At 53.7% G+C, this 15,961-nt stretch carries 16 protein-coding genes; 6 read left to right on the top strand and 10 right to left on the bottom strand.

All coding sequences use genetic code 11. The features are described 5' to 3' along the window. Nucleotides 1–147: 147 nt before the first annotated feature. The gene (locus MHI24_RS15135) at nt 148–894 is read right to left on the bottom strand and encodes a nucleotidyltransferase family protein (RefSeq protein WP_340026417.1); all 747 of its coding nucleotides are present in this window, start codon (nt 892–894) and stop codon (nt 148–150) included. After that, nucleotides 891–1,586, bottom strand: coding sequence for a TetR/AcrR family transcriptional regulator (locus tag MHI24_RS15140; RefSeq protein ID WP_340026418.1), 696 nt, complete (start codon nt 1,584–1,586; stop codon nt 891–893). Before MHI24_RS15140 ends, MHI24_RS15135 begins: the two co-directional genes overlap by 4 nt. Nucleotides 1,587–1,779: 193 nt before the next feature. Here MHI24_RS15140 and MHI24_RS15145 point away from each other — a divergent pair, with 193 nt between their 5' ends. Both MHI24_RS15145 and MHI24_RS15150 read left to right on the top strand, forming a co-directional pair. Beyond that, nucleotides 1,780–2,577 carry an SDR family oxidoreductase gene (locus MHI24_RS15145; protein ID WP_340026694.1) on the top strand — a complete coding sequence of 266 codons (798 nt, stop codon included), beginning with the start codon at nt 1,780–1,782 and terminating at the stop codon, nt 2,575–2,577. After that, nucleotides 2,577–3,710, top strand: coding sequence for an SMP-30/gluconolactonase/LRE family protein (locus MHI24_RS15150; protein ID WP_340026419.1), 1,134 nt, complete (start codon nt 2,577–2,579; stop codon nt 3,708–3,710). Before MHI24_RS15145 ends, MHI24_RS15150 begins: the two co-directional genes overlap by 1 nt. Before the next feature lie 144 nt (nt 3,711–3,854). Here the strand turns inward: MHI24_RS15150 and MHI24_RS15155 are convergent, their stop codons facing one another. Further along, on the bottom strand, nt 3,855–4,709 hold the full coding sequence (locus tag MHI24_RS15155; protein ID WP_340026420.1) for a DNA-binding protein: 855 nt from the start codon (nt 4,707–4,709) through the stop codon (nt 3,855–3,857). 163 nt (nt 4,710–4,872) lie between these two features. Between MHI24_RS15155 and MHI24_RS15160 the strand changes: the two genes are divergently transcribed. Beyond that, on the top strand, nt 4,873–5,223 hold the full coding sequence (locus tag MHI24_RS15160; protein ID WP_340026421.1) for a helix-turn-helix transcriptional regulator: 351 nt from the start codon (nt 4,873–4,875) through the stop codon (nt 5,221–5,223). Beyond that, nucleotides 5,213–5,572: a helix-turn-helix transcriptional regulator gene (locus tag MHI24_RS15165; RefSeq protein WP_340026422.1), complete on the top strand. Its 360-nt coding sequence runs from the start codon at nt 5,213–5,215 to the stop codon at nt 5,570–5,572. The genes MHI24_RS15160 and MHI24_RS15165 overlap by 11 nt, the downstream gene beginning before the upstream one ends. Before the next feature lie 342 nt (nt 5,573–5,914). Here the strand turns inward: MHI24_RS15165 and MHI24_RS15170 are convergent, their stop codons facing one another. Further along, entirely contained in the window at nt 5,915–7,645 is a 1,731-nt protein-coding gene (locus MHI24_RS15170) for an Imm51 family immunity protein (RefSeq protein WP_340026423.1), read from the bottom strand. Between the two features lie 171 nt (nt 7,646–7,816). Then, nucleotides 7,817–8,329, bottom strand: coding sequence for an SRPBCC domain-containing protein (locus tag MHI24_RS15175; RefSeq protein ID WP_340026424.1), 513 nt, complete (start codon nt 8,327–8,329; stop codon nt 7,817–7,819). 180 nt (nt 8,330–8,509) lie between these two features. Between MHI24_RS15175 and infC the strand changes: the two genes are divergently transcribed. Next, a complete protein-coding gene (gene infC, locus MHI24_RS15180; RefSeq protein ID WP_340026425.1) occupies nt 8,510–9,025 on the top strand; it encodes a translation initiation factor IF-3 in 516 nt (171 codons plus the stop codon). 706 nt (nt 9,026–9,731) lie between these two features. Here infC and MHI24_RS15185 read toward each other — a convergent pair. From MHI24_RS15185 to MHI24_RS15195, 3 genes are all read right to left on the bottom strand, one after another. Beyond that, nucleotides 9,732–11,441 carry an ABC transporter ATP-binding protein gene (locus MHI24_RS15185; RefSeq protein ID WP_340026426.1) on the bottom strand — a complete coding sequence of 570 codons (1,710 nt, stop codon included), beginning with the start codon at nt 11,439–11,441 and terminating at the stop codon, nt 9,732–9,734. Between the two features lie 336 nt (nt 11,442–11,777). Continuing rightward, nucleotides 11,778–12,221: a tetratricopeptide repeat protein gene (locus MHI24_RS15190; RefSeq protein WP_340026427.1), complete on the bottom strand. Its 444-nt coding sequence runs from the start codon at nt 12,219–12,221 to the stop codon at nt 11,778–11,780. Nucleotides 12,222–12,307: 86 nt separating this feature from the next. Next, complete coding sequence (locus tag MHI24_RS15195) at nt 12,308–13,546, bottom strand: ATP-binding protein (protein ID WP_340026428.1); 1,239 nt, start codon at nt 13,544–13,546, stop codon at nt 12,308–12,310. Nucleotides 13,547–13,772: 226 nt separating this feature from the next. Between MHI24_RS15195 and MHI24_RS15200 the strand changes: the two genes are divergently transcribed. Further along, a complete protein-coding gene (locus tag MHI24_RS15200) occupies nt 13,773–14,570 on the top strand; it encodes an AIM24 family protein (protein ID WP_340026429.1) in 798 nt (265 codons plus the stop codon). A gap of 102 nt (nt 14,571–14,672) precedes the next feature. Here the strand turns inward: MHI24_RS15200 and MHI24_RS15205 are convergent, their stop codons facing one another. Further along, entirely contained in the window at nt 14,673–14,957 is a 285-nt protein-coding gene (locus tag MHI24_RS15205) for an alpha/beta-type small acid-soluble spore protein (protein ID WP_340026430.1), read from the bottom strand. Nucleotides 14,958–15,040: 83 nt separating this feature from the next. Beyond that, nucleotides 15,041–15,958, bottom strand: coding sequence for an HPr(Ser) kinase/phosphatase (gene hprK, locus MHI24_RS15210; protein WP_340026431.1), 918 nt, complete (start codon nt 15,956–15,958; stop codon nt 15,041–15,043). Nucleotides 15,959–15,961 lie beyond the last annotated feature (3 nt).

A 15,961-nucleotide genomic window follows, 5' to 3' on the forward strand; every position in this document is an offset into this window, starting at 1 on the left:
ATTATATTCCGCCGCTCGCCGCCACCCGGCGCAATGTAGTCGGTTTTTCGCATACGCTCGCTCTGAACAGCCAAAAAACACGGGCAGAGCAAATCCCCCTCTGTACCCGTGCTTTATCTCCAAGCCCTGCGGCTCTGCAACTCAATACTATTCTGCCTGACCTTCCAGCCTGGCCCGCATCTGCTCATAAGCCTCCGGGGTGCCAACATCCTCTATCGTCCCGTCCGTGTAATAAGCCCGTAGCTCCCGGCGGGAATGCAGCCATTCCGGGAAATAAGTCGGCGCATCCGGGTTGCCCCCCTCGGCCAGATAGCGGGAGAACAGCGGCAGCGTAGACCGCTTATAGATATAGAGTGCGAACACCCCGATGTTCGAGCGGGGCTGCGGCGGCTTCTCCTCAAGCGACACCACCCGCATCTGCGCATCCAGCTCCGCTACGCCGATCCTCCGCAGCTCTGCCGGGTCATCTACCGTGCGGACGAGAATACAGTCGGTGTTCATTTTGCGGAAATAGTCCAAATATCCCTCAAGCCCGAACCCCAGCACATTGTCCCCGGCCAGAACCAGCAGATCGTCCTCCACCCGCTCCCGCTCCAGCACGAACTGGATATCGCCAATCGCCCCCAGCCGTTCTTCAGGAGAAGTCGTGCCGTCATTCAGAATACGCACCGGCTTCCTCCGCCCGCTCTTCCGGGCCCACGCTTCAAAAGCAGGAAAGAACCGCTCATTCGTGACAATAAGAATCTCCGCGATATCCTCCAGCAACTCCAGGCGCGCCACCAGCAGATCGAGAATGGTCCGCTCCCCCTGAACCGGCAGCAGCGGCTTCGGTGTGTCTATTGTTAACGGATACAGGCGGGTCGCATACCCCGCTGCCAAGATTAGTGCAATCATTTGCTGTTCACTCCTCTGCCTGACCCCGACGACGTAAACAAGGCTTGGGACAGCAAAGCCATTGTTTGTTTGTATACGGCATGGGCAGCTAGGGCATCACCCAGGAACCCGCCCATGTACAGGTGAATTACACCGTGCAGCGATGCCCATATCGTTCCGACAAGGGTCCCGGTCTCTTCCTGATCCGAAATCTGGCCTTGCTGCTGGGCTGTACTAATTAGAACAAGCAAACGGCTTAAGGCTGTCATGGTTCCTTGCATACTCTCCGCATCCGGCTTGAACTCGGCAAAAGCCCCACCAAACATCAGTTTGTAGTAGCTGCTGTAATCCTGTCCAAACTGCCAGAAGGCTTCGCCCAGATCCAGCAGATGCTGCCGGAGGTCAGCGGACGGCGGCACTTCTTCAAACCGCCGGGCCAGCAGCTTGCAGCCCTCCAGATACAACTGCTGGGCCAGGCCCTCTTTATTGACAAACAGACTGTAGATGATTTTGGTGGAACAGCCCATCTTCTGCGATACTCTGCGCACAGTGACGGCCTCCGGCCCTTCTTCCTGCAGGATAACTGCGGCTGCATCCACCACATGCTTACGGAGATTTTCCGTATTTTGCAGACGGGCTTCCTGATAGGTTTTTATTGTACGGCCTGTAGATGGCGGGGACTTGTCTTCGTTAAATATAAGAATCACCTTCATTCAGTTATCATGTTATTGACCAGCAACAGAGTTACCGGGTTCTAACAGGAATTCTAAACATTTGCTCAAAGCTTGTCAATTCACCCACCACGCTGAAAAAAAGATTGACACATGTGCGATGTCTTAGTTACTATGGTTCACGTAGGTAACATTGTTACCAAAACAAAACATTGATTCAGAAGGAGTAGAAATGATGAATATTAAAGGGAAATGGTCATTGGTCACCGGAGCCTCTTCGGGAATCGGCGAACAGTTCGCCAGACAATTAGCTAAAGAAGGCAGTCATCTGGTGCTTGTAGCCAGAACCAAAAGCAAACTGGGTGCGCTTGCAGCCGAATTGACGCAAAGGCATGGAGTTGAGTGCCGGGTTATCCCCCTGGACCTATCCGTCGAAGACGCTGCCGGAGAGCTGTACCGGCAATGCCAGCAGCTTAGCCTGAATATCGACCTGCTGGTGAACAATGCGGGTTTTGCCACCCATGGCCTGTTCGAGCAGGTCTCCGGCGAACGCCAGCATGAAGAGGTTATGCTCAACGTAGCCGCTGTAGTCGACATGACGCATCTCTTCCTCCCCGGAATGCTCCACAGAGGAGCAGGTGCTGTGATCAATGTATCGTCTACCGCAGGCTTTCAGCCGCTGCCTTATATGGCCGTCTACGGGGCGACCAAAGCGTTTGTCCTGTCTTTTACGGACGCCTTATGGTGGGAGAACCGTAACCGTGGCGTGCAGTTCTTCGCCCTGTGTCCAGGTTCGACAGAGACTAATTTCTTCAATGTGGTCGGAACGGAGGATGCCTCTGTCGGCGGCGCAAAGGACTCGCCGGAGCGGGTAGTGGCTCTTACGCTGCGTGCTATGGCCAGAGGGAAACAGTACGTTGTTCCTGGAATCCGCAATTATTTAAGTGCCCAGATTACCCGGTTCATGACCCGCAGACAAAGTCTGAGGCTGGTCGGGGGTATGCTTCGCCCTACATCTAAGGAGGATAAATAATGTCCACAGAAACCAATCCACGTAAACGTACCGCCGGTCAACACATTTGCAGATGGGGCTTGATCCTGCTCGGGGTAATTGTGCTGGGAATAGCCGCATTCCTACTGATGCCTGCGCCGGTAGAACCTGCTGTGTGGTCTGCACCTGCCGCCCCTTCTTTGGAGAAGGAAGGCCCCTGGAAAGAGAACAACAGGCTTAGCTCCGCAGAACTTGTGACAGACCGCGCGAAGTTCCCGGAATTCATTACTTTTGATGCCGAAGGGCGGCTGTATACAGGCGACTCTGACGGCAAAATCTACAGAGTGGCCTTCGATGCGGAAGGCAAGGCGCAGCCGGCCGAAGTGTTCGCCGATACCCACGGTACGCCTAACGGGCTGAAAATGGATGCTGCCGGAAATTTGATTGTGGCGGATATTCAGAAGGGGCTGCTGTCGGTTGACCCGGATGGAAAGATTGAGGTGCTCACCACTGAAGTAGATGGAGGCCCAATCTACCTGGCGAATGAGCTGGACATCGCGCAAGACGGATCAGTTTATTTCTCCGATACCTCTAATTACGGTAAGGTCATGTTCAAAGAAATTGCCGAGAACAAACCGCATGGACGGTTGTTGAAATATGATCCGCAGACCAAACAGACGACCGTTCTGCTGAAGGATTTATATTTTGCCAATGGGGTTGTATTGTCTGCCGAAGAAGATTTCGTGCTTGTAGCCGAATCGTACCATTACCAGTTGACCCGATATTGGCTAAAGGGGCCGAAGCAAGGCACCTCGGATATCTTCGCTGAGAATCTGGCAGGGTTCCCGGACAATATCACCCGTGACGCACAGGGACATTTCTGGGTAGGAGTGTTCACAACCCGTCTGGCTTTTGCCGATTACATGCATAGTCATCCCTGGGTAGCAGCGACGATGTCAAAAGTTCCGCAGTCCTTGTTAAATGGAGCAAGTGCGCCGGTGAAGCACGGACTTGTCGCAGAATATGGGCCCGAAGGCGACCTTGTGAACAGCTGGCATGATCCTGAAGGAACCTTGTACGGCATCACCACCGCAGTAAGCCAAGGAGAGTACTTATATCTCGGAACCGCACCGGGAGGAAGCCAAGGCGTGCATCGGGTGCTTTTGAAACCGTAAGATTGTTACATTGAGGCAGCTCAAACAGCAGCTCACTCCTGCAGGAGGGGCTGCTCTTGAATACCTCTTCCATGAAGCTCAGGAAGGGGTAGTCAGCGGATTTTTGCTGGGTGGATTGATCTATCTTTTAGGGAGAAAAAACCGTTAGATCGGCACCCCCGCAGGTGGAGGTTCAGGAAGCTCTAGAACAACCTGCGCCAGACAATCTGCCAGTACCTCATCATACCTTCTGCTCTCTTCTGCCGTTACTCTCTCACGCAGCGCTTCAAATAACGCCAGACAACGCTTGAAGTTGCTATCGTGTCTGGACTGGTGGGCTAGTTGTATGGCTTGCACCGTCCAGTCCAGCGCTTCCCTTATTCTGCCCGCTTGCTTATGGTAAATCGCCAAGTGATAACAATAGCAGCAATAATACGAGATATTATCTCTATCCTCGTACGCTCCAAACCCCGCACTTTGTTCTGCGTACCGATCCAGCAAATCTTTGACATCAAGCCCATACTGAGTAGCAGCCTGAAGGATTGCACCAAGTCCGGGTAGCAGTTCTTCGGGATTATCCTCCAAAAAACAGCAATATTTCTCCAGCAGTCCAATCTTCCCTAAGAGAATATCCACCATATACAGGTTAGCACGCGCCAAGCCTCTGAACTCCTCGGCAATTGCCTCCCCTTCGACCCCTAAATCCTCCATCCAGCCAAGCTCAGCATAGCGGTATATCATCTCTCTAGCGTCGTCATACTTCTGCTGCTTCTGATAAGCGATGCCCCGCATCAGATGACTGAACCCGAAATAATAGACCAGCGGACGCTGCATGTCCATAAGAGGTACCGGAATCCCTTTGGCCTTATGATACAGCCGCTCCTCATAAATACACTGCGCATAGCTGTACAGAATACCTGCCGTATTCAGCATCTTGTCCCAATCCTCTAAGCGATTTGCCATTTCCAACATTTCAACGATAATGTCCGGATTGAGTAATTTTAGGATAGAAGGGCGCATGGGTGAGTCTCCTTGTTTTCCATTTTAAGTTAATTGTATAGCCTAATATATATTTGGTCAACATAAATAGTACTTTTAAGTACTTATAATGAAGAAATTACTTTGCCTTTAATGATCTGTAATGGTTAACATACCTCTTCTAACCTTAAGTGGAGGTGATCCCATGAATTTACCAGAAAGTGTAGGAACTCGGATACGCGAGCTTAGAAAAGCAAAAGGATGGACCCAGGAACAACTGGCGGAAGCTGCGTCACTTCACTACAGCTATATAGGTGGGGTGGAACGTGGAGACCGTAATATTTCTTTGGAGACCCTGGAGAAAATAATAGCTGCCTTCCAAATCCCTGCTGAAGAAATTTTCCGTTTCGAGGATTATACCGACCACCGGAAGGCGTTAGATGAACATATGACTTTGATAAGTAGCAGGAGTACAAAGGAAATATTGGCGCTCACTAAGATCAACCGGGAAGTGGTAACTACGCTGGATAGCTCAGAAAAAAAAGATGACAGATGAATCCAAACCCGAGCTCATAAAAAGAATCGGAGAACGCATCCGAAGATTACGTAAAGAAATGAACCTCTCGCAAGAGCAGCTTGCAGAACGGTCAGGTCTACATACTAATTATGTGGGTCAAGTTGAACGCGGAGAAAAGAACTTGACGCTTGAGACCTTAGAGAAGGTCGTTACAGGGTTAAACATATCGCTACAGGAGCTGTTCCGCTATATTGGACCCATGGAGCAAAAGGATGCTCTTAGTCAGATTATAGAGTTACTGGTTGAGCGCCCCTCGGAAGATCAGAAAATGGCGCTTAGTTTGCTAAAATCCGTTTTAGAGTGGGAAGAGAAGAAACATGACCTTTAAGAAAGCTACGCTATGACACAGCCTTCCAGAACACTGACTGAGACTTAGCTGCATTCCGTACAACTATAACAATCGTTCTTTGCTCTGAAGGTGGTTTAATTGTGTTTCATACAGTTAAAATCCTCCATTTGGTGTGAAACGGTACTTGTGGAGAATTTTAGATGCACAGAATACACTTATTCCAGTAATTCTGGCATTTTGCCATCTTTTAAATGCACGAAATACACCTATCCACCACGCTTCCCCACATTCATATCACTTGGCTGGCCGGATTGGTCAGACTTCATACCCTGATAAAAGCAAGGGACCGCCTCCGAAAGAAGGCAGTCCCATCTATTACTCCTAATCCAGCTCCGCCCGCGAGAACAGATCGCGGATCAGCTCGTCGTCCTCACAGGCACGCTTGAAGGCCGTAGCGAACTTGACCAGCGCATCGCCGTCTGAGGAGTAGGCGCAGAACATATCAGCCTCCGGGTCGAAGCGGATGAGCTGGGCCAGCTCAGGCATCCGCTCCTCCAGGAATACTGCGGCCAGAGAGGCCCAGTCATATCCGCCTCCCTCGAAGCCTTCGTCTTCCCGCTCCGCGAATACCTCCGTCTTATAGCTGCCTGCGGTCAGAATTACGGATTTGCCGCCGTTATCCTGATCCACGATGATAAAAGGCTTCACATCCGCAGCACCCGCCGGTTCCGCCTCCTTCAGCCTCTGAAGGAATTGCGCCTTTGCTTCGTCCGTGAACCGGAGCTTCCCGCCGGTGTTCACGATCATACCCTGGCGGATACGGTCATCCAGCCAGTCCGTAATGAAGCCCGGCGCATACCCGCCTGTACTGAATTCACCGCCGAAGGCAATCATTTTGCTATAGACCTCAAGATACTGATCCCGGCTGGTCTCAGGATAGACGCTGGTGTAGAGCCAGAATTGCAGATCATACATCAAGGTGGAGCGCTCGTCAGCATGAAGCGCGAAATACCCTTTGTCCTCGACAATGGAGGTGCAGATCCTGCGGATGATGCCCTCTATATCGTCCACTTCCGTAACCTTGCCGCACAGCTCCTGCAATAACGGGGAGAACACACCGGACGCTACCTTTTTCAGATCATCTTCCTTGTCCTCTTCAGAGGTATCAAACACCTCATCGTTCACCAGCCCGCGGATGAAGGTCTCGAAGTCGGGAGCCAGGAACGTAATCTCATAGTTGCCCTCCTGGTCTACATGAATGACCTCGGGTTCACCTTCCGGCCCGCAGTGGCGGTAATCCAGCATGATCACATCATGGCCTGCGGAAGGACAGTCGCCGAAGACCACGCCGATATCGGGATACCCCCACTCCTCGATCATGAAGCGGCTGCCCAAATCCCCGCAGAGGGAGTAGCTTTTGTCGCGGCCGATGCCGGCAATCCCTGAGATCGCCACATGATCCTCCGCCCAGGACGTAGCTTCACTCACCGGAAAACAGGTATTGCGCGGAATCCCCCCGTTATGCTGCTTCATCATCGCGATGTAAGAGGCCGGCAGCTTATAACCCAGCTCCTCCTCAACCGAAGCAATCAGCTCGTCGCTGGGCAGCGGAGACACATAAGATTTCAGGGCGTAGTCGCTGTCATCCCAGAAATCCGCACAGTAGTCCAGGAAAGACCCAAGGTCCCTGCTCCCGCTCTCTTTAAGCAATTTTGCATTATGTATCGCCTCTGTACGTCTGGCCTGCTCTCTCGACTCACGCTGTGCACCTTCCCGGCTATATTCCAGCATCCTCTGGAAATCTCCGTCTCCCGGCTCCAGTTCATCCGCCCGCGCAAAGGCCTGAACCGCCTGCTCATACTGCCTCAGATAATAATAGGAGTACCCTATGCGAAAATGCCACAGCGGATCATCCGCCCCCTCCTCCGCCACACTAAGCAGCAGCGCCAGTGCCTCCTCGTACTGATCCAGGTTATTGTAGGCCCGGCCTAACTGGCTGGTCAGCTCATATCCCCTCTGCTCTGCCGGAATCTCCAGAATACGGTCTACAATCTGCTGGTGCTCATCCTGTTCATGCCAACGCTTGATTTGTGCAAGCAATGTCTTATCCATACTTTTTGGCCTCCCTAGTTCTGTCACTATTACCCATTTCACCGGAAAAACAGAAAACAAAACAAGCGCCAGCGCACAGAAACCATAATTCCGCGCAAAAAAGAGGCTGCCCCAGCCCAATCCGGCACCAGGACAACCTCTCCAATCGTTCATTTCTATTTCGCCTTAAAGCTACTGAATGGCCTGAAGGTACTCCTCCAGACGGTCCCAGGTCTCGGTAATCCCCTGGATCATGCCCATGTCCATCACCGTGCGGAGCGCTTCCCCGGAATCGTACTTCGACCGGCAGACCAGCTTCGTCCGGTTCCCTTCCGCCTGTTCAAAGCGCATTTCGATTAGGGTTGAAGGCATACCCTCCGCCTCATTCCCTTCAGCGTCCGAGAAGTAGTCGGTGTAGACGAAGCGCTCTCCCTTCTGAATCTCATGGTACACACCCTTGCCCCAGGACTCCATTCCGAAGAATTCACCCTGCTGCTCATCCACACACTTCATACAATAGTGCCAGACTCCGCCCGGACGGAAATCCACGCTGCAGAAGGGAACAGTCCAGCCGCGCGGACCCCACCACTGCTTCAGATGCTCTGCCTCGGAGAATACGGTGAATACAAGCTCATGCGGTGCATCGAATACACGTTCCAGAACCAGCTCCAGACCTTCCACTCTTGAACTCATTTGGCCAGACATCTCTAATCCCTCCTGAAAATAAAGCGCTTAACGCGTAGCGTCCCACTCAGTATAACCTCCGGGCCCGTCCGGCTCAACTGAAGAATCCGCGCGGCCGTCATCCGGCGGCCCGTATTGAAGACAGGTCCGCTTCCGGATATGATAGCTATATCATACTTGATTAAGGGAGGATTCATATCCGTGGCTGTACTGATTAATGAACAGATCCGGGCCGCCGAGGTCGAGCTGACCGGACTGAAGGGCGAGAAGCTGGGCACCGTATCCCGGGACAAGGCGCTGTCCATGGCCAGAGCCGCAGGGGCCGACCTCGTCTGCACCTCGCTGATGAGCAGCCCGCCGCCCTGCAGCCTGGTGGCCAAGGGCACAGGCAAGGCTGCTGCACAGGCGGCCCGCAAAGGGACTGCCAGCCGCCCGCAAGGCGGCGGAGGCAGCAGTGAGAAGGTGAAGGAGCTGCGCTTCACCGCTTATATTGAAGAGCATGACTACGACACGAAGCTGCGTCAGGCGGACAAGCACTTACGCTCCGGCAAGCCGGTGCAGCTTGTCGTAAAGTCCTCCGGCGCGAAGGAGGCCGCCGCTGCGAAGGCTGTACTGGAGCGGCTGGTCGCCGACCTGAAGGAGGCCGGAAGCAAGGCCTCCGGGCTGCAGACCAGCGGCAAGGGCGCACAGGTGCGGATGAACCCGCTCACGAAGTAGCCGCCCGATCCGGCAGGACGAATCTGAACGGCCCGACCCAGAGGTTGAAGCGTCCCGCACTGCTTAGGCTGCCTCTGAGTAGACAGCCGTTCAGAGCTGGCGGCCATACCCTGCCGGATGTCGGCCAATTGCATTTCCTGCAATGGATCGACCTGAAATCGGCCGCATTATCGAATCTGCTGCACTCTGTACAGCAGATTTCAGCGAAGTTAGTGTTATCGGGCAAATATGCTGATTCCAATTGCACGATTTACAACAGATTGCTATATAGCAGGTGAAATCACCAATTCTGCTGTACATAATGCAATCGGCAGACGGACAGTTGCAGTGAGGTATGAAGCTGCATTCGTAGCGAATAATCAGAGATAAGTGTATTGTGTGCTACTAAAAAGCAGTGAAACAGATACCTTGCCGCTTCTAAATGTATTCTGTACAACTACATTTGTCCGGATGGAAGAAAATCCAGGTGTAGAGCCATTTTAATTGCACGGAATACAGCTAAGCAGAGATTCAGCGGCACATTCGGCGATTTAGTTGCACAGACTGCAATTAAGCCCACCCCTTACACCTTAATCGAGCATGGCAACCCTCAGCAAGCGATGAGTTAAAAGTAGCTTTCACACGTTTAAATCTCATGCAGTACTAGCAGTCTCCACCAGCAGTCATCCAGCTAGTCTCCGCCAGCAGTCCCTCACCAGGCCCGCCCCTATTCCACCTGCCCCCGCCCGTTATTCCATAAGCGGCGGAAGGGGGCGTTGTCCCGCAGCAGCGTCGCGAAATCGCCTTCCCCAACCAGCTTCCCCCGCTCCAGGACCAGAATCTGGTCCACCCGGGAGATGAAGTTCAGCCGGTGGGCAATGATGATCACCGTGCTGCCGCGGAACTCGGCGAATACGGTCTCCATCAGACGGGCCTCGGTCACATTGTCCAGCGCGGACGCCGGCTCATCCAGGATGATCAGCTTCCGCTGCTGGAGGATGGCCCGGGCGAAGGCCAGCCGCTGGCGCTCGCCGCCCGACAGCTTCAGCCCCCGCTCGCCGACCCTCGTCTCCAGCTTCTCCGGCAGATCCAGCACCTTCTCCTTCAGATGGACCTTGTCCAGCACCGCATACAGCACCTCATCCGGGACCTCCTGGTCGAATACCATGTTCCCCCGGATCGAGGTATCGAAGATCGGGCTGTCCTGCGACAGGTAGGAGATGTGGTCATAGTAGCTGTTCAGACGCAGCTCATCGATATCCGTCCCGTCCACCAGCAGCCCGCCGCCGCTTTTCTTCAGCAGGCCTGTAATCAGCTTAATGACCGTTGACTTGCCGCTGCCGCTTAAACCCACCAGCGCCACCGAGGTGCCGGGCGCGATGGAGAAGGACAGCCGGTCCAGCACCGGAAGGTCTCCGTAGCTGAAGGTGACCTCCCTGAATTCGATCCCGCCGCGCAGCGCGGTGACTTCCTTGCCCTGCTCCAGATTGCGGTCCTCCGGGGCATTCAGGAAATCCTCGAACCGCTGATAGGTGACCCGGTTCAGCTTGTATCCGACGAACAGGACGTTGAAGATGGCAATCGGCGTGTATATTTTCTCAATGAACATGAACAGCGCCACCATCACCCCGACCGAGGCCTGACCGGAGACCACCTGTTTCACCCCGTAGAGCAGAATAATCACCTTAATCACCGTGATGAACAATTCAAACAAGGCAAAAAAAGCCTCATGCACCATCTGCAGCCGGGCACTCTGACCGATGATCTGCCGGGCCGATTCGTCCAGTCTGGCGATCTCCTGCGCGTACTTCTTGTTCGTACGGAACACCACCAGCTCCATGAAGCCGCGAACGCCGTACCGGGACATCTTCTCCTGCTCCCTCAGAACGGATTCTTTGATCCGGTAGAGAGTTTTCAGCAGCACATTCGTCAGCACGAAGATCACCACGTAACCGCCCGCAATCACCAGCATGATACTGAGGTCGTAATAGCTGATGAAGATCAGACTGAAGAGAATGGCAGGCAGCAGCTCATGCAGCGTATGCAGAATAAAAGAAAACAAAATGCTGTTACCGGCAGCCGCACCGTTCTCGATCACCTTGATCATCTGGCCGGTGCCCATGTTCTGGTAAGCGGAGTAGTCCATTCGGGAGATTTTGGACAGGGCCATGATCTTCAGCCTCTCCGTGATACTGTTCGACAGGTGCGCGCTTGGATATTCATCCACATAATTCAGCACCACCGTTAACCCGAGCAATCCCCCGTAGATGATAATCCAGATCAGGATATCGCCGAAGGCCCTCCCGCCTGCCGCCTGATCCAGCACCTTCTGAAACACAACAATCCCCAGGCTGCCCGCGAGCTGAATGGAGAAACCGAGGACAATATATAGAGCAATCCACCCTTTGAGGTGTACAAGACATTTACGCAGCATCATTAACAATCTCCAATCTATTAATAGGTATGCAAAAAAGCCGGGACCGCCCGCCATTCCATACGCGTTAGCCGCCTGCATCAGCAGGTTGGTTCCCGCGCGGAATAACCAGTGTCCCGGCTACAACAAGAATAACCATCCAGACACCGTACAAGGTTCCTAGTTACTTGGCCAAAAGGGCAGACTTCCCCCTTGGCGGCTGGTACGCGTTCTACCCAGCCCGGGAACTAGTTACTTGTAACGGTACGGTATGGCATCCTGTTCACCCCGATTGTAAGATTGTGTATTATTGTAGGCTGCGGACCGCCGGACTGTCAATGCCGGCTTCCCTTCCAGCTTCTAGCGCTTGGTCTCTTCCGAAGTCCCGTCCTCTGTGCCGGAAGCCTCTTCCGCATCCTCTGCATCCTCATAATCTTCCGTATCTGCCAGCGCCGCCGCTTCATTCCGGCTCCATTCCAGGAACTCTATCGCATCCTGATCCTCCGGGTCCAGCTTATGGGCCCTCTCGAAGGCCTTGATCGCTTTATCGTATTCATTCAGATAATAGTAGGCATACCCGACGCGGAAGTGCCAGAGCGGGTCTTTCTTGCTCTTCTCCTTCGTCTTGTTGAACCATTTAAGCGCTTCCTTATACCGGCCCAGATTATTGAGCGCCCGCCCGAGATGAACCGACAGCTCATCGTCAATCAAAGGTGTCGGCACCTCTTTGATGCGTGATACGATCTCTTCAAATTCATCTGCCTCATGCCAGGCATTCAGTTGTGCAATTAATTCTTCTCTCATTGCCGCTTAGCCTCCCGGTTAATAAATCCATTCCTCTAACAGTTACTTTATCATGTTCACGGTGACTTTCCCACTGGCTCCTGGGGTTATGTAGGGATAATGATGCGGAAGGTGGTTCCCTTTCCTTTTTCACTCTGGACCCGGATATGCCCGCCTACCTTGTGGACCGCATTATAAGCCATCAGCATTCCCAGACCTGTGCCCTCCTCCTTGGTGGAGTAATAGGGCTTGCCCAGGCGTGACAGCTCCTCCTTCGTCATCCCGATGCCGTTATCCCGGATGGTTATGAGGATGTTCTGCTCACTCTCGGTAATAGCAATCGACAGAACCGCATCCTGCGTCTCTTTCATCGCTTCAATGGCATTCTTGTACAGATTAATCAGGCATTGCTGCATCTGGTTGCGGTCGTAATGGGTAAATAGTGAATTATTGAAGCTGAATTCAACGGCAACCTTATGGATCGTGGCATAGGGCAGGATGACATTCTTGGTGTACTCACACTCAGCCTGGAGATTGGAGTAGACCCGGTTCTCGGACTGCGGCTTGGCAAAAGACAGATAGTCGCTGATAATCTTCTCCGCCCGGCTCAGCTCCAGCAGCGACAGCTCGATATAGCTTTTCTCCTCAGGAGTGAGGCCCTTCGACTGATTCAGCAGCTGGAGGAAGCCGCTGGTCACGGTTAACGGGTTGCGCATCTCATGCGAGACGCTGGCCGCCAGCTCGCTGACCACGTTCAGGCGTTCCGACTGCATCATCCGCTCGCGGTTCCTGAGGTTCAACAGAATCTGCTCCAGCAGAATCATCAGGACCGCCATGACAACGGCATGGATGGTTAAGGCGTTGACGACCAGCATCCAGTACTGGATATCCAGCTTGCCCAGGATCAGGCTCAGGACAATCAGATAGCAGCCCATCGTGAGGATCACAAGGCCAGTCGCCCAGATCATCCGCCCTCTGGGCTTAGAACGGAGGAACCGCTTGCTCAGCGCAGGCACCAGAACCAGAACCGCCGTTGAGAACAGCAGCGACTGTACCACTCCTTCGCCGCCGACATAGAAACGGTACACATTCAGAATCAGATATAAGGGAAGGACGTGTTTGTACCCTCCGTACAAGGCTGTAATAATAAACGGAACGTACCGCAGGTCAAAGATGAATCCGCTCTCCAGCCGAATCGGCTTGGCGATGCACAGGATCATGGTAATAGCTGTGAGCAGCACAAGAATCTTCCGGTTATAGGCATGGGGCCTGTTCTCAAAGAAAATCAGAAAGATCAGCACGGGAAACAGCATGAACAGAAAATTGAGCAGCAACGTCTCAAACAAGGCTAACTTCCTTTCGGCTCTACTGCGGGTAGAGGCAAATGCGTTTGTGCGCAGGGCACTATACTTAGAACATTACGCTAACCTGATAATATATGTAAAGGAATTGTTATACCCGTCCTTTTTAATTCAGGGCCAAGGATACCGGCGGCCGGTGTCGAATATCTATGGCGGAAGACATGATTACACAGCTTGTGCAGAATAATTGCGACCTAAGGAGTGGATAACCATGGCTTTTACAATCAGTAATCTGAAGGACAATTCCAACGTTGTCGTCAGGCAGGAGCTCGGCGGGTTCTCGGTGCTTGAATACAAGGAGGACTTAAGCTGTACCTCTGTTGCCGAGGCTCAGGCCAACTACTTCATGAGCCAGAGCCGCATGCGCAACAAGCAGCTCATGATCGAGCTCAATAACAGCGAGGTAATGCTGAGTGCAGGCGCCCTGCAATATATGGTCGGGAATATCGAGATGACCTCCGGCATCAAGGGGGTCGGCGGCCTGATGCGCAACATGCTGGCGGGTGCGGCCACAGGAACGAGTGCAGTTAAACCGCTTTATAAAGGAACCGGAACGATTCTGCTGGAGACCACCTACAAGTATCTCTGGCTGATTGACGTAGACCATGATGATATCGTGCTGGATGACGGGCTGTTCCTGGCCTGCGAGACCACGTTGGATGTCTCGGTTACGGCCCGCAAGAACGTGTCCTCTGCCGTTCTTGGCGGAGAGGGCCTGTTCAATCTGAGCGCCCGGGGCAAAGGCATTCTGGCCCTGGAAGCGCCGATCCCGGCCGAGGAGGCCGTGGTGGTTGAATTGCAGAATGATGTGCTGAAGGTGGATGGCAACTTTGCATTGATGTGGTCGAATACGCTGGATTTCACCGTCGAGAAGTCAGGCAAGACCCGCCTGGGCTCCGCCGCCTCCGGTGAAGGTCTGGTCAATGTCTACCGGGGAACCGGCACGGTCTGGCTGGCCCCGCTGTCGAATTACAGGAACAGCCTGTTCACGGCTCCGCCTGCGCCTTAGCCCCTACATTCTCGCAGGAGACAGCAAAAAGATCCTCAATCCCGGTCAGGGAGGGGATCTCTTTGCTATGGATATAATTCTATTCAATGGATCTAATCAGTTCTATTCCTTCGCCTGATTCGCTAACTGCTCCTGGGCCAGGCGGATCATCTCACGGACCATCGACCCGCCGATTCTGCCGCCAATCTGGCCGGCCGATTCCGTGGTCAGCCCGCCGTTATTGCCCGCCTGCAGCGGGATGCCCAGCTCTTTGGCCACCTCGTATTTCACATCGTCCGGATGCTGCGGATCAACGTTGTAGCCCTCCTGCCGCATGACCTCCGCCTTGAAGGTCTGCATCCCCTGGGCCGATCCCGGCACCGCATATCTTCTGCTTCTTCTGGCCATTCGATGAATTCACTCCCTTGCTGTCTTTCATCTAAGTTGCCCAGGGAGCGGAGCCTTCATTCGTCTTCGTTCGTCTTCACCTATCAGGACTGCATTCCGTCTTCTATCCGCTTCATGAACTCCTCCGCTGCACTGTATCCGAGCTGCTTGAGATACCAGTTATTCGCAGCCGCTTCAATCAGGCCGGCCACATCGCGGCCCGGCTGAAGCTGCACCTCGATATGCGGAATCTGCACTCCAAGATATTCGGTGAACTGGGGAACCACCTCCAGCTCGTTATTGAGCGAGTTCTCCCGCCACGGTGCCAGCTCAATATCGAGCACAATCCGCGTCTCATCCTGGAATGCCCGCCGCCCGTACTGCCGCACGACATTAATCAGGCCGATGCTGCGCAGCGCCAGGAATTCACGCGTAGTCTCGTTGTGGGTCCCGAGCAGCGTTGCCGGTCCGAGCTTCTTCAGCACGACAATATCATCGGCCACGAAGCGGTGGCCCCGTCTGATGAGAGTGTGTGCGGTCTCGCTTTTGCCGATGCCGGATTTACCCCGCAGCAGCACGCCGATCCCCGATACGTTGACGCATACTCCGTGGATGGACACCTCGGGGGCCAGTGTCTTCACCAGGAAGCTGTCCAGCCTGGCGATGAATTCGTTGGTCACCTCAGGCGTCCGCAGCAGCGGAATGCCCTCCTGGTCGCAGAACAGCGTCAGATAAGGAATCTCCTGCTGGCCGCTGGTTACAATGAAGCAGGGCGGATGGTATTTGACGATGTTGCCGATGTGCAGCTTGCGTTCCTCTACACTCAGCGTAAGCAAATAGTTAATCTCCTTGCGGCCCAGCACCTGCACACGTTCCATCGGGAAGAAATCGAAATATCCGACGAATTCCAGACCCGGTCTGTGTGTCCTTGGACGGGTCACGGGACGGTCCATCCGCTCCGCTCCGGCAAGCACCTCAAGCTTGAATTTCTCCGCCAGGCTCTGCACGCTAATCGACTTCATAGG

This window comes from Paenibacillus sp. FSL K6-1096, from assembly GCF_037977055.1.
GTDB lineage: Bacteria > Bacillota > Bacilli > Paenibacillales > Paenibacillaceae > Paenibacillus_AQ.